The organism is Streptomyces sp. IBSNAI002, assembly GCF_052244475.1.
Taxonomy (GTDB): Bacteria; Actinomycetota; Actinomycetes; order Streptomycetales; family Streptomycetaceae; genus Streptomyces.
This window is the reverse complement of the sequence record NZ_JBQPXG010000002.1, coordinates 3,420,476-3,439,212: the sequence shown is the minus strand read 5'-3', so window position 1 is coordinate 3,439,212 and position 18,737 is coordinate 3,420,476. Positions and strand designations below refer to the sequence as shown.

Here is an 18,737-nt window from a genome sequence, read left to right as displayed (position 1 = left end):
GCCCGGGCCCGGGCGGGGCCGAGGCGAGGACCAGCCCCGCACCCCGCAGGGGATTGGCGTGGCGGGAACTCCTCGCGCCTCCCAGTAGTCGGATGCTATGCAGACAAAACCGGCGTGCCCCGGGGGAAGGCAGGACCACGTGGACCACCGCACCACCACCGGAGGTGCCGCCACACCACCACCGCCACCACGAGCGGCAGCGGCAACGGCAACGGCAGCGACAGCGACCGGCACCGGCTTCGTGTTCAGCCCCGCCGACGAAGAGCGCCGCCGCGGCGTCCGCCGCATGAAGACCACCGCGACCGGCCTCCTGGTCCTGGTCGCGCTGGTCTACGTACTGGCCAAGTACGCCCAGCACGCCTGGGGCGCCGGCGGCTGGGCCGGCTACGTCGCGGCCGCCGCGGAGGCCGGCATGGTCGGGGCCCTCGCGGACTGGTTCGCCGTCACCGCCCTGTTCCGGCGTCCCCTCGGCCTGCCCATCCCGCACACGGCGATCATCCCGACCAAGAAGGACCAGCTCGGGATCTCCCTAGGCGAGTTCGTCGGGGAGAACTTCCTCTCCTCCGACGTGGTCAAGGCCCGCCTCCACTCCCTCGGCATCGGCGGCCGCCTCGGCGCCTGGCTGGCGGAGCCCGCACACGCCGACCGGGTCACCGCGGAGCTGGCCACCGCCCTGCGCGGAGCGCTGACCGTACTGCGCGACGCCGACGTACAGGCCGTCGTCGGCGAGGCCATCACCCGGCGCGCCGAGACGGCCGAGATCGCGCCCGGCATCGGCAAGACGCTGGAGCGGGTCGTCGCGGACGGCGGCCACCACCGCGCCGTCGACCTCGTCTGCGCCAAGGCCCACGACTGGCTGGTCACGCACGGGGAGTCGGTGATGGACGCGGTCCAGGGCGGAGCGCCCGGCTGGACCCCGCGGTTCGTGGACCGCAAGATCGGCGACCGCGTGTACAAGGAGCTGCTCCGCTTCGTCACGGAGATGCGGGACATGCCCGAGCATCCGGCGCGCGGGGCGGTGGACCGCTTCCTGACGGACTTCGCGGCCGACCTGCAGTCGGACACGGAGACCCGTGCGAGGGTGGAGCGGCTCAAGTCCGAGATCCTGGCCCGCGACGAGGTCCAGGACGTCATCGCCTCCGCCTGGTCGGCGATCCGCTCGATGATCATCTCGGCGGCGGAGGACGAGCAGAGCGAGCTGCGCCTGCGGGTCCGCTCCTCCCTGATGTCCCTGGGTGCGCGGCTGGCCACCGACGGCCGGCTCCAGGACAAGGTGGAGGGCTGGATCGAGGGCGCGGTCGTGTACGTCGTCACCAACTACCGGACCGAGATCACCTCGCTGATCACGGACACGGTGGCGGGCTGGGACGCCGAGCACACGTCCCGCAAGATCGAGGCCCACATCGGCCGGGACCTGCAGTTCATCCGTATCAACGGAACGGTGGTCGGCGCCCTTGCGGGCCTGCTGATCTACACGGTGTCCCGCGCGTTCGGCGCGTGAGCCGGGGCGGGGGCCGGCCCCGGAGGCGGCCTGCTGCCGGCCCGTCAGCCGCGGTCGGCGACGGCCCAGGACGCGGCGGCCACGACCCCGGCGGCCCCGATCACGGCCGGCCACGCGCCGACCTTCTTGGCCAGCGGGTGCGCGCCCGCGAAGCCGGCCAGGTACAGCGCGCCGAGCCCGGCCGCCGCGGGCGCCCCGCCCCGGCGGTGCCACTCGCGTCCGGCGGCGATCCCGGCGGCGCCGAGGACGACACCGCCCAGCGGCCGCTTCTTGGTCCAGCGGGCGACGGCGTAGCCGCCGACCAGCCCGGCGGCCGCCACTACGGAACTCGGTACCCGCGCCATGTCGAACTCCTCGGTCTTCCCGGTCATATGAGTCGCTTGTCTGCCGTGCGAGGCTAACGCGGCCGCCCGGCCATCCGGCGGGCGCCCAGGATCCACACCACGACGACCACGGCCCCGCCGATCAGGGCGTCCGGCACCGCGTCCCGTACCGCGCGCGGCAGCAGCGCGACGACGCCCAGGACGAGAAGAAACGCGAGCGCGCACCGGCCGGCCGCCCGAAGCAGTCTGTCCACGGCTGCTCAACGCGGGCGCGGGGCCTGCCGACACGGAGGGCGGGGAGGGGATTTGTCGCACACTCGCCGGATCCGCGCGATGTGCCCTTGTGGAACCTGAAGGGCATACATTCACTCTCCCCACCCAAAGGGAAAAATCCCGCCTAACCCAGGAGCCAGGACATCGTGATCTGCTACGGACAGGCCGTCCTCGACCTCGCGGACGAACTGGTCGACGCCTACGCCGACGTCTTCTCCGGTCCGCCTTGGAACGAGGACGAAGAAACCATTCGCCAGTTCGCCGCCCGACTCCCGGCCGATGCCCGCCGCGCCGGCTTCCGTACGGCCCTCGCCCAGTCCGCGGCCGGCATCGACGGCTTCGCCACCGGCTGGATCACGCCGGCCACGTTCCCGAAGAACCGCGCGTACGCGCAGGTCGCGGCGCAGCTGGGCGCGGCCCGGGTGCGGGAGCTGCTGATCGGCGCGCTGGAGATAGACGAACTCGCCGTACGCCCCTACGCGCGCGGCCGCGGCACGGGCCGGGCCCTGCTCACCGAGATCACGGCCGACGCCCCGGACCGCCGCGCCTGGCTCCTGACCTCCCGCCTGGCCACCGACACCGTGGCCACGTACCGCCGCCTGGGCTGGCACGAGGTCGAGGCCCGCCCCGGCACGCAGACGGGCGTGATCGTCTTCCTCTCCCCGGACCACCCGAACCACTGAGGGTGTCCACCCCGCCCCGGCAGGGCATACCGCCCGCATGATCACCCCCCACCCCACCCGGCCCCACCCCACCCCCGACACCCACCCACCCCACCACCCCGGCCACACCCCCCAGCAGCAGTCGGCGCACCTCCCCCACCCCCGCCCACCCGGCCGCACCCCCACTCCCGAGCCGGCGGCCCGTCCCCCGCAGCCGGAGCAGGCCCCGCAGCCCCGCTGGCCCGGCCGCACCCACACCCCCGAGCCGCCGCCCCGCCCCCCGCAGCCGGAACAGGCCCCGCAGCCCCTCCTGGTCGGCCGCACCCCCACTCCCGAGCCGGCGGCCCGTCCCCCGCAGCCCCCGCAGGCCCCGCACCCCAGCGGGCCCCCAAAGGCCAGCCACTCCAGCCGGCCTCCGCAAGCCGGACGGCCACGCCGCGAGTCCCCGCGAGCCAGCCCACCCCACCAAGGCGGTCCACCCCGCCGATCCGGCCGGCCCCCGCAGGAGCGGCAGGACCGGCAGCCCCGCCAGACCCCGGCGCCCCGTCGCCAGCTCAACCTGGCCACACGGCATCAGCTGACCGCGGCCGGCGTCCCCGACGGCACGATCACCTCCCGGACCCGCCCCGGCGGCCCCTGGCAGCGCTTACTGCCCCGGGTCTACCTCCTCCAGACCGGCCCCCCGGACCAGCGCCAGCGCGCCCTCGCCGCCGTCCTCTACGCCGCCGAGCCCGCCGCGGACCCCCTGTCCGGCGACACGGCCGTCCTCACCGGCGGCGCCGCCCTCGCCCTCCTCGGCATCCGCGGAGCCCCGTACGGCCCGGAGACCCCGGCGGACGTCCTGATCCGCGCCCCGCGCCGGCTCACCGGCACCCCGCAGGTCCGTCCGCTCCCCACCTCCCGGTGGCCGCGCACGATCACGGTCTGCGGAATCCCCAGCACCCGCCCGGTCCGTGCGGCGGCCGACTTCGCCTCCCGCGCCACGGACGCCGACTCCGACCGGATCCGCTCGACCCTGGCGCAGGTGGTCCAGGCGGGCTGGTGCCACCCGCAGGACCTGCACGCCGAACTCCGCGCCGCCCGCCTCCTCACCCGCCCCGCGGTCCGCGCCGCGGCCGCCGAACTCCTCGCCGGAGTCCGCTCGATCGCCGAGGCCCAGGCCCGCGACGTCCTCACCGCGACGGACCTCCCGACCCCCCTCTGGAACGCCCGCCTCCACACCCCGGACGGCACCTTCCTGGCCAGCCCGGACGCCTACTGGCCCGACGAAGGCGTAGCGCTCGAGATCGACTCGGCGGAGTACCACTACACCCGCGACGCCTGGCACGCCACCCTCCGCCGCCGCCTGCGCCTGGAGTCCCACGGGATCCTGGTGGTCAGCGCCACCCCCTCGATACTCCGCGACACCCCGCACGAAGTCCTAGCCGCCCTCCGCACCCTCCTCACCCTCGCGTCCACTCGCCCCACGCCACCCACGGCCCAGGCCCGCGGCCACCAACAGCTCCCGCTGCCCTTCTGAGTGCCCGGCGCCCGGCCCGGTTCACAATGGTGGGGTGGAGAAGCTGGCAACGACGGCCACCGTGCGTACTCGGATGAGTCGCCAGAAGAGCCGCGACACGGGGGTGGAGGTGGCCTTGCGCAAGGCCTTGCACGCCAAGGGGGCGCGGTACCGGATCCACCGGAAACCGGTGAAGGGCGTGCGGCGCGAGGCGGACATCGTGTTCGGACCCGCGCGCGTGGCGGTGTTCGTGGACGGCTGCTTCTGGCATGGCTGCCCCGTGCACGCCACGTGGCCGAAGAACAACGCCGAGTTCTGGCGCGCCAAGATCGAAGGGAATCGGCGCAGGGACCTGGACACGGACGCCCGGTTGGTCGAGGCCGGATGGCTGGCCGTGCGCGTGTGGGAGCACGAGGGGGCGGAGGAGGCGGCAGTGCGCGTGCTGGCCGTCGTCGCGACTCGGCGGGCGAGCGCCCGTCAGAAGGCCGAAAAACCAGGATCCATCTCGAATATTTGACAACGCCATCTTTGTCAAATATGCCCTGTTAGGGTGATCGCGACGTACACCGTGGCGAGTCAGGGGAGGGCGCTGCATGGAGCACCGAGGTGAGGATTTCGGCCCGTGGCTCGCAAGGCAGTTGAATCGGATGGACATGTCGCAATCCGACCTTGCAGCCCGTCTCGGTTTGACCCGTGCGGCGGTCTCCGCCTGGGTGAACGGCCGAGCGGAGCCTCGGGAGGAGACCAAGCGGTCGCTGGCAGAGGTGTTCGGCGCCGACCCCGACCTGGTAGACAGTCGAACGACCGACATATCGACGAATCGACCGCTGCGATGGCATCACCGCACGGCCCATGCCGACGGGGGACGTGAGTACGGCAACGCCGCGGCCTTCGCCTTCGACGCCGACATGGCCGTCCTCGCAAGGGAGGCCACCCAGAACGCTCTTGACGAGCGGCTCGACGCCAACGTCCCGGTCCGAATGCACTACACCCTGCATGAACTGACGGGCGAGCACCTGTCCTCGTTCCTGACCACGCTGCAATGGGACGAACTGCGCCCGCACTACGATCGGGCGGCCGCGGCCGAGCAGAAGGTGTCGAGGAGCCTACGGGCCGCGTTGGACGAGCTGGAGTCGAAGAACTCACTGCTCCTCCTGCGGGTGGATGACTTCAACGCCAACGGGCTCACCGGGCCGGAGTATCACGACGGTCGCTTCGCCGCCGTCGTCAGGCGCCAGCTCGACAGCCACAAACAGTCCGGAGGCCGGGCGGGCGGCTCCTACGGGCTGGGCAAGGCGACGCTGTGGGCGGCCAGCCGGTTCGGCCTCGTCCTCATCAACTCCACCCTCTCCGAGCCGCACGAGGGCAGGACGGAGCGACGCGTCATCGGACGGCTCGACCTGCCCTGGAGGCAGGTCGACGGGGAGGCCTTCGCCGGCCCGGCGTGGTTCGGTGAGCCGGATACGGACCCGACACACAAGGACGTGTCACGGTCGTGGTGGGCCGAAGAGGGGACGACACGCAGCCTGCACCTCGAGCGGCAGACCGGCGAGCCCGGTACGTCGTTCCTGGTGGTCGGCGCCCACGACGCTTCGGGTGACGCCGAGGAATTGCGTGACCTCCACGACAAGGTCGTGCGATCGCTCGCCGATGGATTCTGGGCGGCGATGATCGGAGGCGTCGCGGCCGGCCCTCTGCTGGAGGCACGCGTCTCCACGTTTCGTGACGGGGAGGTGGTCGTGCCCGAGGAGCGGGTCGATCCGTACACTCGCCACCCTGCGTTGAGTCGTGCCCTCCAAGCCCACCTCGACGGACGGACGGTCGACAGCCTCACGGCGGAGGATCAGGTGGCGCGTGCCGAGGTGCCACTGATCGTCACGCCTTTGAAGGGCCGCGGAAGGCCGCGTGACAAGGGTCGGGAGCACCTGGCGGTCCTCCTGCTCACACCGGCGGCCGATGCGGACGAGCGACACAGCCGCGTGGTCTGCATGCGCGGAAACCGCATGACCATCACAGAACATCGGCCACGGGAACTGCCACTGGGGACAATGCCGTTCCAGGCTGTACTGCTCGCGGGATACGCAACAGACCGGAGTGGCGAGGACGTGGCCCTGGCCGAGGAGTTCCTGCGTGCCTCGGAGCCGCCCGAGCACGATCGTTGGGACCGGACGGAAGAACTCACCTCACTCTACGAGCGTGGTGCCGTCAGCCGGCTGAAGGAGTTTCGCAGCGATGTCGACAAGGCCGTGCGCGCTCTGGTCGGCAAGCGCGAGACGAAGCGGGCGGGCGGTCCCGCGGTCCTGCGCGAGCTTCTCACGTGGGACGCGAACACCGGTGCGGCGCGGCGGGTGCATGGATTCCCCACGGTCCGCGGAGTGACGGCACGCGTGGAGGAATCCGGTGCCTGGAGCGTGACCGTGGAGGTCAGGCTCCCTGCTGCCGAGGACCCGTGGAGGCTGACGCCCGTCGCGAAGTTCGACGTACGTTCGGGAGGCCGTACCGTGGTCGGGTGGTCGGATCTCGTGGCCGAGGAGGACTGCCGCGTGGAGAAGGGCGACCTCGTCGTGGAGCCCGGCGTGCGCAGTGCGGTCTTCCGCGGGGTCACCGATCCGGCAACGCACCCGGTGCGCAGTGGATACGCCCGACTCGTGGTGGAGGTCCAGAAGGCTCGCGGAGGTTCGGCGTGACAGCGGTTTTCCCCTATCCGACGCTCTTCGGGGACGTGGAGCTGAGAGTCGTGTCCGTTTCGGTGGACAACCGGGAGCTTCCGTACTCGATGATCTCGGCTACCGATCGGGCGGTGGCCCTGCACGAAGCGGGGCGTGGTGCTTGGGACCGGGCCCGACTCCGGCTCTCCGTGACCTTCCCGGAAGCGGAGCTTCGATCGGGTCCGTGGTCCGATGTGGTGTTCCTCGCCGTTGTTTCGGAGAAGGCGACCAACGCCCGTACGACCGCGGTGCTGTCCCGGGCGGGGGACGGTTCGATGCAGGGGACCGTCGAGGTGGACAGCGTGGCTTTCCTGAGGCGGGCCACGCTGGGCGTGTTGGTGGTCGCGACGGTGGAGGGCGTGGCAGGCCGGCTGGTGGGATCCGCCGTCAACGACTGGTACGTCGATCTGAAGGCCTCGACGCCTGCCCGACAACGCGAGATCGAGATCGTCGAGGTGGACTTCAAGGAGGGTGAGTACGAGTGGCTCAGGCCCTACAAGGAATCTGCCTGGATCGTCGAAACCACGGGCGATGTTCCGACCGTGTATCTCAACACCGGAGCCGTCGAGGGCTTGTTGGAGGCGCTCCGTGGCTCGGGTGGCAGTCCGGCGGAGCGGATGTTGCGTGATCTTGCAGCGTCCCAGATCGCCCAGGACGCCTGGACCGCGATGTTCCACACGGCCATCAGCGATCTGGACGCGGACGAGGACGGAACTCCGATACTGCCGAGGGGATGGCGGGAATCAGTGCTGCGGTCCATGCTCCCGGACGTGCTGCCGGGTCGCCAACCGACCGATGCGCTCTACGAGATCGCCGAACGGCGGGCCAAGGGGTACGGGTGGGCGGAGATCCAGACCGGCGTGCAGTTCGCCGCCGGGCGGCGAAGCCGCACGACGAGGAACCTGACCAATGCGGTGCGCTCCGTGCAGCACCTCGAAGGGGCCGGTGACACGCGTTGAACCGAGTCGACGATAGGGAACTCCCTTCGGGTCTGGGGCTGTTGACGGATGCGTCGGTGGCCAAGTATCTCGGTCGGGCCGTGCAGACCGGGCAGGAGCGGCCGCCTCAGGTCGCGCTTCGAAGGGCAGCCGAGATGTTGGGCGCCGCACACCGGTGGCGGACCGGACCGGTGCGGGTACTGATCGACGAGTCGATGCGACGCTTCGGGGACCAGCGGACGGCGGCGGACGGCTGGTTGGCTCCCCGGCTGCACGCCACCCTGCGCATGACGCGGGCCGAGGCAGCGGACGGCCGACTCTGGAACTTCGTCGCGATGGTCGTCGCCCCCGACTACGTCGCTTGGCGACACCGGGGATCCGACAGGGGCAGTGGGTCGGGTGCGGCGACGGCCGCCCGATTCTGCGGACCGCACTACACACAGGCCTTCTCCCGACTCTGGTGGGCCGCGGAATTGTTCCGTGACGGAGCCGACTATCGCCCCGTCGAGGCGGCCTGCCGGGTGCAGGACGTGCTGCAGACCACGATGCGCTTGGACGTCATCGATCACCGCCCGACCGCACAGGCGATCCTGAAGGTGCTGGAACGGCAGCTCGCTGCTGGTGTGTCTCGGCCGGGGGACCAGGTCAACGCGCTCTCAGCGGCTGTGAACGCGGCGGGCAGCACCCTGGTGTACGACGTGCTGGCCCCGGACCGACCGGCCGATACCGATGCGCTCCAGGAATGGATCGACGAAGCGGAGGACGCGGCGGAGGCTCCTTGGGGGCGACTTCCGGAAGGTCCCGGGGACGGTGTGGTGAGTCGGTCCTCGGTCGAAGCCCTGGTGCCTATCTTCGAGCAATTGTTGGTCGATGCGCCTCTGCGGGACCGCTCGGCGGGAGGTAGGAACGTTCCCGCGCCCCGGGTGCCGGTAGGGGTGAGCCTGACCAAGCCATCGGACCACGTCTGACGGGCGGCCCGATGGCGCGGCTAGTTGTTCCGGGCGAGGAAGGTGTGGATGGCCTCGGCCAGCGTACGGCCGAGGCCGACGGGCACGGCGTTGCCGATCTGACGGGCGATCTCGATCTTTGTTCCGTACCACTTGAAGTTCTCGGGGAACCCCTGGATGAGGGCGGCCTCGTAGTGGGTGATCGGGCGGTGCTCCGTTGGGTGCAGGTACCGTCCCTTTTCGGGTTTGTAGAACTCGGTCCGGATCGTCACCGAGGGCGCGTTCTTCCGCATGCGACCCATGACGTCGCCGGATCCGGAATTGTGGTTGTCCCAGCTCTCGGTTGAGAGGTAGAACTCCTGCCCCTTGAGTCGGCTGTAGTCCTTTTCCGTGGAGAGGCGAATGCGGCCGGCCCGGTCGAGACGATAGCTGACCCCGCGGAGGTTGTTCCGGTTTCCGTTCTCGGGAATCGCCATGTACCGCGCTCGGGAAAGATCCTCGGGGTTCCGGCCGAAATGGAGATCCGTCGTGAGGTAGTGACCGGGGACGGCGCCGGCGGCATCCGCCTCGTCGCGCGGATCGGGCATGCGTTCCAGGATTGGGCGCTTGGCGGAGACGTCGAAGACCTTGGAAACCGGAACCCAGCGTGGCAGGGCCTGACCGCCGGGAACGGAGTCGAAGAGGGCGTCCTGTGCCTCGGCGGACTCGTATCCGTGCTTGTGGTGCGTGGGTGCGGGGTGCCGCAGTGGCTGGGCGAAGTCCTTGTGCGTGCAGATGACGATGACACGGCGTCGTGCCTGTGGGACGCCGTGGTCGGCCGCATTCATCACGGCGGGCTCCACCGTGTAGTCGTGCAGCGGATGCCCTGGGGTAGCGGAGGCGGAAAGCAGCTCGGCGTACTGCGGGGACTTCAGGAAGCGATCGACGTTCTCGATGACGAACACCTTAGGGTGAACCTTGGCCACCACACGCACGTACTCCTGCCAAAGCTCGTTGCGAGGGTCCGCCGGATCTTCTTTGCCGAGCCCGGAGAAGCCCTGGCAGGGCGGGCCGCCCATGATCACGTCGACCTGACCCTTGAAGGGCGTGGGATCGAACCTCGCGATGTCACCGGCGAAGACGTGTGCACCGCCGAAGTTCGCCGCGTAGGTGGCTGCCGCGGCCCGGTCGAACTCGACGGCGGCGACGGAGGTGAACGGACTTGCCGCCCCCATCGGGATGTACCGGCTGAATCCAGATGAAAAGCCACCAGCTCCGGCAAACAGGTCCATCACGCGGATCTGCCCAGGTTGAGACGGCTGGGGCTGCTTTCTGGTCATGGGGGTCAAGTGTAATCACCGAGCAGGCTCAGCACGCCTCTCTCCCGCTCCGTCAGGCCCGCAGTGCGGCGGCGATGGCGGTGCCCAGCACGCGTCCGACCGGAGGCGGCGAGGCATGGCCCACCTGCCGGTACATTGCGGTCTTGCGGCCCTCGACCCGCCACGAGGGAGGGAACCCCTGGAGCAGCGCGGCCTGGGCCACGGTCAGGGGCATCATGCCTGCCCGGCCGAGCGCCGGATCCCAGTGGAAGTCGGCGTCCGGGACGGCGTCCGCCACCGTCGCCCCATCGACCCCGAGGCGCGCCCAAGCGCGCTTGGACCCTGTCGGCCCCAGGTCCGCACCACCTCGTTCCCAGGAACCGCCGACGAGGGTCGGGGCGGGTTGGTCGGCTTGTGCCGCCCACCTGCGTGCCTGGGACCAGCCGCCGGCGGACATCGATTCCAACAGCGTCTCACCGACCGTCTTGTGCGGATCGGTCGTCGGAGTCGGCTCGACGAAGGCGTCGATCACGTCGCCCTTGAAGGCCACCAGAACCCCCTGGCGGCGGGTTTGCGGAACACCGAAATCTGCGGCGTTCAAGACGAACCACGCATGCCGATAGCCCAAGTGGGACAGTTCCTCCGCGACGTACGAGCGAATCGCCTCGTAGGCCGGCTTCGTCACCAGGTCGGGCACGTTCTCGACGAGCAGCGCCCTGGGCTGCACGCCGTGGAGGAGGAGCATCGTGGCTCGCAGCAGCTCGATTTCGGCCTCGCTGTCGCGGCGCGCCGCGGTGGCCGTCGCCTTCACCCGTGGCAGGCCCGCCGACAGCAGGTCCACGTCGTAGGTCTCGGTGTGCTCGGACGGGTCGAAGTCGAGCAGGTTCGCTTCGAGGACGTTCCAGGAAGGACGGTTGGCGTGCAGGGTACGGCACGCGACGTCGCGGTTGTCGAGCAGGAGGACGGGATCGAAGCCGGCGTCCTCGAGGCCCAGCGCCAGCCCGCCGGCGCCTGAGCAGACGTCCAGGGAACGCAGCCGATCCGTCGTTCCAGTGTTCATCCCGCCCCCGGAGTCCCCGTGAGGGCGGTGAGGCCTGTTGCCTGCCTCGCCGCCGTTGTACCAGGAGATCAACTCTTGTCGATCTCCGTGACGTCGATGATCGCACTGGCCTTGGGGGAGACTGTCGTGAACTGGACCACCTGTCCGTTCGCGCTGTGGGCCGATGCCGGCGCCACGAAGGCGAACGCCATGACGATCTTGTCCGAATCGATGCGCCGGTCCGCGCCGATGGAGCCTTGTCGAGTCGTCTCGATGACCGGGTAGAGGACGATGGCCCCTCGGCGCTCGGCCACGAGGCTCTCGGTGGCCCCGTCCCCCGAGGCCTCCAAGGTGCTTGCGATCCGGTATGCGACCCCGCGGTGCTTCTTGTCGCTGATCGCTCCGAAGAGAGGTCCGCGGTCGGCGCGACGGTCACGGGAGAACCACGAGTACGACCGGCCCGCCGAGCCGAGGGTGACGGTTTTCGCCTCCGAACCCGAGGCGTGCTGCGGAGCCAGAACGACCCAGTCGTCCACCTTGCCGGCCTCGGTGATCTCCGAGAGGTAGCGAAGGTGCGGAGGAAACTGCTCGGGAACCTCCCAGCGCAGTTTGCGGAGCGTGTCCAGGACCGTGGCCGCCGGGAAGATTCCACTCAGCGCACGGAAGCGGTGGACCAAACCCTTGTCCGGGAAGTGGCACCCGTACGCGATCGCCTGAGAATCGAGGGAATCGAGATACGGAAGCCACAGCTCCGTGTTTCGCCGGAGGTCTTCGCCTTTCTGTGGATAGGCGGTGGGCTCTTCCCAGCGTCCGGCGGACCGCACGAGTTCCAGCCTGGCGTTGTACATCTTGTTCGGGCTGGCCGGCTTCAGCCACGGCAGGTGTTGGGAGACCAGGGGAGGGATCTGTGCGGGTGTGATCTGCGGCCTTCCGTCCACCATGACGGAATACCGGTGTAGCTCCGAACGGAATGCCTCTTCGTCGAGGCAGATCGCCTGGAAGGCGTCGTACAGATCCACCTCGGTCCGCCCCATGAGCTCCCTGCGGCCGAGGTAGAGACGCACCAGGTCGCGGTAGCCCTTGCGGAACCCGAACCAGCGGCCCATCTGCATGAGAGTGGAGGCGTTTCCGGCGCGACGGCGGAAGAATGACACGGTCAACCCCTCGACCGTGAACCCGCGTGCCAATTTTTGGCCCCCGATGAGGATCTTCCAGATCGGACGCTTGTCGAAGTCGGCCTCGCCCGTCTCCAGGTCCTTGTCGCCGTTCACGACAATGATCGGTTGGGCGTCACCGCCGATCCGTACGCTCGCCGGACCGACGTAGCGCATCAGCTCGTCGTAGGACGCGGGAACCGCCTGCCCCTCGGCCCGGACCTCCGAGACCGGAGCGACATCCGTCTCGAAGAGCTTCCGCAGCCGCTCGTGCCCACGGGGGCCGGTATAGCCTGCGTCGTGCCACAGGTTCAGGACCCGATCGTGCAGGTCGCGATGGACCCCGGTGCGCACCGACTCGTGGATGAGCATCGTGTGGTGCTCGAAGTAGCCGTCACCGAGCCTGCCCACGTCCTCCCGGTACAGCTTCATGGCGGCCGTCAGCACGAACATGTCCATGGCCTGCTGCAGGCAGGTGTCGTCCTCCACGTCGTCGACGATGTCCCGGACGTGTGCCTTCTCGTTGGAGTTGGCGACGGTGCGCTCGTGCTCCTCCACGTCGCTGTCCAGATCGTGGAAGTCGCGCGCCCCCATGTATCCCTCGGGGCGTGGCAGGGAGATGAGGAAGTCCTTGGGGAAGATGTCCTCTGTGTCGCTCGGGTCCACGAAGACGTTCGCGAAGGGTGTAGCCGTGTAGCCCACGTATTGAGCGCGCGGCAGCATGTTCAGCAGCTTCGAGATCTGCTCGTTGATCGCGCTGCGCTGGACGTCGGGCTTCGCGGTGTTGACCGAGGCCTCGTCCGACTCGTCGTCGATGATCAGGACGGGGATCTCGGCCAGGGGGGTCTTGATCTTTCCCAGGTCCTTGACAAGTTTGGCCAGCACGGTCTTGTTCTTCTTGACCACCATCAGGCGGGCGGACGAGCGGTGCAGGTTCTCCCGGTCGTACAGCGGAAGGGCCGGCTCCCGCTTCTCGAACTCCAAGGCGGTGATGCCCTGCAACAGGCTCTTGTAGTCGTCGTTCCGTGTGGTCATTCGCACGATGTCGAACGCCCCGAGTGCGGACGGAAGGCCGTGGTGCGTCACGAACTTTCCGGCGGTCCAGGCCGGGTCGTCGGCGTAGTCCGATTCCAGTTCGTCGGCTCCCCTGAGGATGTTCTCCTTGCCGACGAGTTCCATGTCGAGGCGCCGCTGGGTCTGGGCCCGCAGCATGTTGAGCGTTCCCCCGAGAACGATCACCAGCCGGTACCCCGCGTCCACGGCCTTGGCCATGACACCGGTGAAGTTCGCGGTCTTGCCCGACTGCACATAACCCACGACGAGGCCCTTGGACTGGTACACCGCCGGGTCGGTCGGGTCGGCCAGCCGCTCGATCACCTGGTCGGTCGCCACGTCCAGCGCAGCCACGGCAGCGGCAGGCCATCCCTTGGCGGCGAGCAGGCCGCGATAGGCGGGCCAGTAGTGGGGCCGACTGAGCTGGGACTGCGGCGTGTACCAGGGCTTGTGCTCCGGGCTGATCACTACGGAGACCGCCGCTTTAGATACGGGAATCAGTCCGTCGAGCAGCGCGCGCGTGGACTGCTCAAGCTTCAGCAGGCAATGGATATCGGCCCTGCGCTCGTCCGTGCGCGGCGCGGTTTCGGTCCAGGCAGGGCTGTCCGCGTAGTCCCACCGCGTGAGCTGCTTGCGCCACAGTTCGACGAGCTGATGCGTCGAACGGGATCCCTTCAATGCTGCTTGGAAGTCCGCCTCGTCGGCGAATGCCGTGACTTCGGGTGGCATGTCCTCGGCCTGGTACGCCAGAGCGCGGGCCAGGTTCTTCGGCTTGCTGCCGTCGAGATCGGCCAGCACCGCACTGTGCAGCTCGAGCCGAAGGGTTTCGTTGCTTGTCAATTGGGGGTCCTCGTCGGTCACGGAAGACAGAAGTCGCTGAGGTCGACCGGCGAGCCGGGTGCCGAGCTCAGATGGGTCACGTCCATGCGGTAGTCGATCGACGAGACGTGCTCTCGGACGGAGACGGGAATCATCGACTCGGTCAGCCTCGGAAGCTGCTCGGCCGGGACGAGCAATGGTGCCGTGCGCAAGGTCCAGCGCTCGTCGTCCGGGTCGCTCTCGCTCCAGCCTTCGGCCGCGAGGGCGTTCTCCAGTCGCACGGACGCGATGCGCTGCGCAGCGCGGGCGTCACGGATCACCGAGGCCACCGACTCGCCCAGGGAACGGCCGCCGAGGCCTCCGCGGGTCAGTTGGAGAGAGGCGAGCCACAAGGGTCGCCCGGGGCTCTCCGTGAGCTGCTGTATCCCGTGAATGGTGTGCCTACGCCTGTCGGAAGCGGTGGTCTTCACCTCGAGATCGGAGTCGGGCAGCCCGAAGTCGTGCTGCTCCGCCTTGGGGCCGGTCCATGCCTCGACGGCCTGAGCCCACCCGTGGGAGCGGGCCACGGCCCGCAGCACCGCCAGTTCGCCGTGCAGCCCTATGCGACGCTCGACCCCGAGGCCGCGCGGTTGGTCGAGCAGTCGTCCCCAGGCCTGGACGGTCTCCTCGAAGGCCTGCCCGAGATCCCGCTCGCCCGTGACGATCCGGTCCGCGACCGCGATGAGCAGATCGTGGAAATCGCGCATCAATGCGACCTGGGTGGTGTGGATGCGCGCCATCCGACTCTCGCCGCGCCGCACCTGGTCGATGGTGACCGCGGGCAGCGACGAGCGCGGCGGCTGCTGGTGTCGGTCGAGCTGCACCTGTAGCGAGATCTCCTGCCCGCCGTCCCCGATCTCGTACCAGACAGCGCGCTCCGCGCTCGGCGCGGAAAGCCGATAGCTGGCCGCCTGCCGTTCCCCGAGATAGTGCTCGACGGTCGACCATGGGAGTTCCGGGTATCCGGCGGCGTCAGTCATCGTCGCCCATGCGTTCCAGTTCGGTGCGAGCGGCCGCCACCAGGATGGACTGCCACAATTGAAGGTTGTCCTTTTCTCGGCTCCCGCTGTATTCCTTCTCGAACACCTGGTGGAGGAGGAGGTACATAAGGGACTTCAGCGTAGGGGCGTCATTGAGCCCGCCGCGCCTTCCGCCGAGAATCGCCGACCGATAGTGGTGATTCAGGACGATGGTCCGATTCTCCCTGTCGACTTCGAAGAACAGGCTGTTGTCCAACGCATGCCAGCGGATGGCGATGGGATCTTCGCCCGGCAGCAGGGGCAGCTCGTCCTCGATCGCCTCCCGTACGGCGGGGTCGAAGCCCTTGCCCGGACCCACCACGGATCTTCGAGTGGTTCCCGCCCGCTTCCGCGCCTCGCGATAGACGGACTCGGCGTCCGCGACATACTCGACGAAGCGCCGCCCGTCGGCATCCCGCGCCTCTTCCAATGCGGAGACGAATTCGGGAGAGACCTCCACGCCCTCCTTCTTCACGGTCAGCCGAAAGACGTCGCTTCCGTCCGGCGGCAGGTCGACGGCGACACGGGAAAGCGAGAGGTGCTGATCAGGCTGGCGAAAATTGTTCCACCCGCCCGCCTGCACGAGACGGTTGTGCCGGTAGAAATAGAACCCCTGGCGTTCCAGGACGGAGCCAACCGCCTTGTATCCGTCCAGGGTCGACTTCGCCGGCCAGACATGGGCTTCGAGGGATACGGGGAGGACAGAAGCGAGGTCCACGGTAAAGCGCCGAGGGTAGTCGACGTGCCCCGGGACCGGATATCCGAACGGGTCGAGAGGCTCTACACCGAAATTCATGTACTCGGTTCCGGTGTTCACGTCCTCGACCGCGATCGTGATGTTGAAGTCGTCCTTGGCGAGGAACCTGTGCAGGTACAGACCGAGCTGGAGGCCGAGTCGGTTGATGGTCCGGTGCAGGTAGCGGTCGGTTTGGCCGCCTCCGCCGTTGCGGGGGAAGTTCTTGACCCCGTCCCACCGCACGACGGTGCCCTGCCAGGTGATCGGCCGTTGGGCGTACCGGTCGATCAGTGTCTGGGCGTAGTCCCCGGCCACGATGTCGCACTGGTACCCGTTCACCGCCCGTTCCATGAGCCAACGGCGGCCCACGGCCCTGCTCCTGCGCGTCTTGCTCACGACCGTCACGGCGGACGCGTGGCTGAGCGATGCCGACTTCAATCCGGTGCCGAACATGCCCAGGGCTTCGGAGGCGTAGTCGCGCCGGCCTCCGACGGTCATGGCGACGTCGAGTTCCTCCTCGGTCATCCCCTTCCCGTCGTCGATGACGAGGAGGCTCACAAGGCGGTCCTCGTCGCGCAGGAAGTGGATCACCACGTCCCTGGCGCCGGCGTCGATCGAATTGTCGACGAGATCGGCGATGGCCACCTCGAACCCGTACCCCTGGCTGCTGAGCGCCTCCATGTATCGGGCGTCAGGGGGGAGGTGCTTGCTGCCAGTGGTGGGGACGTCGAACTGCCAGTCGTCGGTCATTACCTGCCTCGGGGATCGTCGAATCGAGGACGAGCCTAATCCGCGGCTGTCGCCTTCGGCAGGTCTGGGTGAATCCCGCAGGGATCCCCGACCCGGGAATCAGGGGCCGGCGTTCCCGTGGCACTCCGAGTACGGCTTGCCCGAGGTGCACCAGCAGGGGTTTGTGGGGGTGGGGGGCCAGGGGGTGGCCTTGCCTCGGGCGGCCAGGGTGGTGGCGTATTCGGCCAAGAGGGACGGGGAGGCCGGGGAGGTGCGTTCGGAGGCGGCGAAGGCCTCGTACGAGGGGACGCTGGCCGTGACGATGCCGAGGTTCGTGGTGCCCGAGGCGGCCAGGGCGCGGAGCGAGGTTTCGGTCTCCCGGAGGTGGGCCTCGTGTGAGGGGTACTCCGCGGCGAGGGTGGGGTACGAGGTGAGGAGTTCCGCCAGTTCGCGGGCCGGCCAGTGGAGGATCGCCACCGGGAAGGGGCGCGAGAGGGCGGCGCGGCGGTCGCCCAGTTCGGCGCGGAGGCGGGCGATCTCGGCGCGGAGTTCGGCCGGGTCGTCGGAGCCGAGGGCCCAGATGCGCTTCGGGTCGTGGAGTTCGTCGAGGGGGATCGGGCCGATGTGGCGGGTGTCGGCGACCATGTCCCAGTCGTCGTGCGGGAGTCCGAGCAGGCGGCGGACGCGGTGGCGGCCCGTCAGGAGGGCGGTGGTGGCCGGGGTGAGCGGGTCCTCCTCCGCGATCAGGAGGGTCGCCGCCTCGGTGAAGCAGTCGTGCGAGGCCTCCAGCTCGTCGTGGGCCTCGAGGGCCTCCGCGATGACCTCCCAGGGCGCCGGGTCCTTGGGGGAGGCCGCGCGGAGGCCCGAGATCAGGGCGCGGGCTTCCGCTTCGTGGCCGTACTCCCAGAGGTTCGCCGCCTGCAGGGCCTTGATCAGGTGAGGGTTGGCCGGCGAGGCGGAGAGGAGCTGGTCGTACAGCGCGCTGGCGCGGTCCCGGGCGTCTGCCAACTCGAGGTGGGCAGCGGCCTGGAGGAGCAACGGCTCCTGGTCCTCGGGATAGCGGGTCGCCGTGCGGATGAGGCGCTCGGCTTCGGCGATGTGCTCGGCAGGCGTGTCAGGGCGCATGGATCACACCGTACTGCCGCTGGTCAGTTGACGGGGGAGGACTTAGGGTGCCGCCCGTGCGGGATCACATACCTGTGGTGGTTCAGGGGAGCGGCCGGCGGGCGCGCCGGGCCGGTCTCGCGGGGGTGCTGTGGGCGGCCGCCGAGCTGACCGTCACCGTGGGGGTGGTGGTCCTGCTGCTGGTGGTGCACCAGGTGTGGTGGACCAACCGCCAGGCCGTCGCCGCCGCGCAGCAGCAGGTCAGGGCGCTGGAGAACGACTGGGCCCGGGTGCCGGACGAGCCGGGTCCGGTGGATGAGCCCGCCGGGTCCGGCGACCCCGGCGAACCCGTTGCTTCCGCTTCTGCCGGTGAGGAGGGGGCCGGTGCCGGGCCGCCGCGGCCTGCCGCGTCCGCGCCGGGCCGCGCCCCCGCCGCCAAGCCGCCGGCCCGGGACCAGGCGTACGCCGTGCTGCGGATCCCCCGGCTCGGTCTGACCGTGCCGGTCGCTCAGGGGATCGACAAGCGGGCCGTGCTCGACAAGGGGTATGCCGGGCAGTACCCGGGGACCGCCGGGCCGGGGGAGCGGGGGAACTTCGCGCTGGCCGGGCACCGCAACACGCACGGGGAGCCGTTCCGGTACATCAACCGGCTGCGGGCCGGGGACGAGCTGATCGTCGAGGTGCGGGGGCGGCGGTACACGTACGTCGTCGGGAAGGTGCTCGGCGAGACGACCGAGCGGGACGTCGGGGTGATCGCGCCCGTGCCGCGGAGCCTGGTGAAACCGGAGTACGGGTACGGCGAGCCCGGTGCGTACATCACGCTCACCACCTGCACGCCCGAGTACACCTCCAAGTACCGGCTGGTGGTGTGGGGGGTGCTCAGGTCCTGATCTCCTC

The 18,737-nt window shown here is 69.5% G+C and carries 16 protein-coding genes; 8 read left to right on the top strand and 8 right to left on the bottom strand.

Annotated elements, in window-relative coordinates; genetic code table 11:
- Positions 1–97: 97 nt before the first annotated feature.
- Positions 98–1,501 carry a DUF445 domain-containing protein gene (locus tag ACTVZO_RS16680; RefSeq protein ID WP_443299142.1) on the top strand — a complete coding sequence of 468 codons (1,404 nt, stop codon included), beginning with the start codon at positions 98–100 and terminating at the stop codon, positions 1,499–1,501.
- A gap of 44 nt (positions 1,502–1,545) precedes the next feature.
- Here the strand turns inward: ACTVZO_RS16680 and ACTVZO_RS16675 are convergent, their stop codons facing one another.
- Together ACTVZO_RS16675 and ACTVZO_RS16670 are read right to left on the bottom strand one after the other, a co-directional pair.
- Positions 1,546–1,845, bottom strand: coding sequence for a hypothetical protein (locus ACTVZO_RS16675; RefSeq protein ID WP_384228899.1), 300 nt, complete (start codon positions 1,843–1,845; stop codon positions 1,546–1,548).
- Positions 1,846–1,898: 53 nt separating this feature from the next.
- Positions 1,899–2,078, bottom strand: a complete 180-nt coding sequence (locus ACTVZO_RS16670; RefSeq protein ID WP_443299141.1) for a hypothetical protein — start codon at positions 2,076–2,078, stop codon at positions 1,899–1,901.
- 165 nt (positions 2,079–2,243) lie between these two features.
- Here ACTVZO_RS16670 and ACTVZO_RS16665 point away from each other — a divergent pair, with 165 nt between their 5' ends.
- The 6 genes from ACTVZO_RS16665 (at position 2,244) to ACTVZO_RS16640 (ending at position 8,871) form a co-directional block, all read left to right on the top strand.
- The gene (locus ACTVZO_RS16665; protein WP_443299140.1) at positions 2,244–2,780 is read left to right on the top strand and encodes a GNAT family N-acetyltransferase; all 537 of its coding nucleotides are present in this window, start codon (positions 2,244–2,246) and stop codon (positions 2,778–2,780) included.
- Positions 2,781–2,817: 37 nt separating this feature from the next.
- Positions 2,818–4,278 (top strand): hypothetical protein, encoded by a 1,461-nt coding sequence (locus ACTVZO_RS16660; RefSeq protein WP_443299139.1) that lies wholly within the window; start codon positions 2,818–2,820, stop codon positions 4,276–4,278.
- Positions 4,279–4,312: 34 nt separating this feature from the next.
- Positions 4,313–4,774: a very short patch repair endonuclease gene (locus tag ACTVZO_RS16655; RefSeq protein ID WP_443299138.1), complete on the top strand. Its 462-nt coding sequence runs from the start codon at positions 4,313–4,315 to the stop codon at positions 4,772–4,774.
- A 76-nt stretch (positions 4,775–4,850) separates the two neighbouring features.
- A complete protein-coding gene (locus tag ACTVZO_RS16650) occupies positions 4,851–6,944 on the top strand; it encodes a helix-turn-helix domain-containing protein (protein ID WP_443299137.1) in 2,094 nt (697 codons plus the stop codon).
- On the top strand, positions 6,941–7,924 hold the full coding sequence (locus ACTVZO_RS16645; protein ID WP_443299136.1) for a hypothetical protein: 984 nt from the start codon (positions 6,941–6,943) through the stop codon (positions 7,922–7,924). Before ACTVZO_RS16650 ends, ACTVZO_RS16645 begins: the two co-directional genes overlap by 4 nt.
- 56 nt (positions 7,925–7,980) lie before the next feature.
- Positions 7,981–8,871, top strand: a complete 891-nt coding sequence (locus ACTVZO_RS16640; RefSeq protein WP_443299135.1) for a DUF6339 family protein — start codon at positions 7,981–7,983, stop codon at positions 8,869–8,871.
- 20 nt (positions 8,872–8,891) lie between these two features.
- On the opposite strand, the gene ACTVZO_RS16635 is transcribed toward ACTVZO_RS16640, so the two are convergent.
- The 6 genes from ACTVZO_RS16635 to ACTVZO_RS16610 all read right to left on the bottom strand — a co-directional run bounded on the left by ACTVZO_RS16635 (position 8,892) and on the right by ACTVZO_RS16610 (position 17,861).
- Positions 8,892–10,169, bottom strand: coding sequence for a DNA cytosine methyltransferase (locus ACTVZO_RS16635; protein WP_443299134.1), 1,278 nt, complete (start codon positions 10,167–10,169; stop codon positions 8,892–8,894).
- Positions 10,170–10,221: 52 nt separating this feature from the next.
- Positions 10,222–11,208, bottom strand: coding sequence for a DNA cytosine methyltransferase (locus ACTVZO_RS16630; protein WP_443299133.1), 987 nt, complete (start codon positions 11,206–11,208; stop codon positions 10,222–10,224).
- A gap of 68 nt (positions 11,209–11,276) precedes the next feature.
- Complete coding sequence (locus tag ACTVZO_RS16625; RefSeq protein WP_443303193.1) at positions 11,277–14,234, bottom strand: Z1 domain-containing protein; 2,958 nt, start codon at positions 14,232–14,234, stop codon at positions 11,277–11,279.
- Between the two features lie 17 nt (positions 14,235–14,251).
- Positions 14,252–15,232, bottom strand: coding sequence for a PD-(D/E)XK motif protein (locus ACTVZO_RS16620; RefSeq protein WP_443299132.1), 981 nt, complete (start codon positions 15,230–15,232; stop codon positions 14,252–14,254).
- Positions 15,225–16,757, bottom strand: a complete 1,533-nt coding sequence (locus tag ACTVZO_RS16615; RefSeq protein WP_443299131.1) for an ATP-binding protein — start codon at positions 16,755–16,757, stop codon at positions 15,225–15,227. The genes ACTVZO_RS16620 and ACTVZO_RS16615 overlap by 8 nt, the downstream gene beginning before the upstream one ends.
- Before the next feature lie 99 nt (positions 16,758–16,856).
- Positions 16,857–17,861, bottom strand: coding sequence for an SEC-C metal-binding domain-containing protein (locus tag ACTVZO_RS16610; RefSeq protein ID WP_443299130.1), 1,005 nt, complete (start codon positions 17,859–17,861; stop codon positions 16,857–16,859).
- A 77-nt stretch (positions 17,862–17,938) separates the two neighbouring features.
- Between ACTVZO_RS16610 and ACTVZO_RS16605 the strand changes: the two genes are divergently transcribed.
- Positions 17,939–18,730 (top strand): class E sortase, encoded by a 792-nt coding sequence (locus ACTVZO_RS16605; RefSeq protein WP_443299129.1) that lies wholly within the window; start codon positions 17,939–17,941, stop codon positions 18,728–18,730.
- The last annotated feature ends 7 nt before the right edge of the window (positions 18,731–18,737 follow it).

Excerpts from the sequence above, each read along its gene's own strand:
- ACTVZO_RS16620 (WP_443299132.1), bottom strand. The coding sequence starts at position 15,232 with ATGACTGACGCCGCCGGATACCCGGAACTCCCATGGTCGACCGTCGAG.
- ACTVZO_RS16635 (WP_443299134.1), bottom strand. The coding sequence starts at position 10,169 with ATGACCAGAAAGCAGCCCCAGCCGTCTCAACCTGGGCAGATCCGCGTG.
- ACTVZO_RS16660 (WP_443299139.1), top strand. The coding sequence starts at position 2,818 with ATGATCACCCCCCACCCCACCCGGCCCCACCCCACCCCCGACACCCAC.
- ACTVZO_RS16615 (WP_443299131.1), bottom strand. The coding sequence starts at position 16,757 with ATGACCGACGACTGGCAGTTCGACGTCCCCACCACTGGCAGCAAGCAC.
- ACTVZO_RS16630 (WP_443299133.1), bottom strand. The coding sequence starts at position 11,208 with ATGAACACTGGAACGACGGATCGGCTGCGTTCCCTGGACGTCTGCTCA.
- ACTVZO_RS16610 (WP_443299130.1), bottom strand. The coding sequence starts at position 17,861 with ATGCGCCCTGACACGCCTGCCGAGCACATCGCCGAAGCCGAGCGCCTC.
- ACTVZO_RS16680 (WP_443299142.1), top strand. The coding sequence starts at position 98 with ATGCAGACAAAACCGGCGTGCCCCGGGGGAAGGCAGGACCACGTGGAC.
- ACTVZO_RS16675 (WP_384228899.1), bottom strand. The coding sequence starts at position 1,845 with ATGGCGCGGGTACCGAGTTCCGTAGTGGCGGCCGCCGGGCTGGTCGGC.
- ACTVZO_RS16650 (WP_443299137.1), top strand. The coding sequence starts at position 4,851 with ATGGAGCACCGAGGTGAGGATTTCGGCCCGTGGCTCGCAAGGCAGTTG.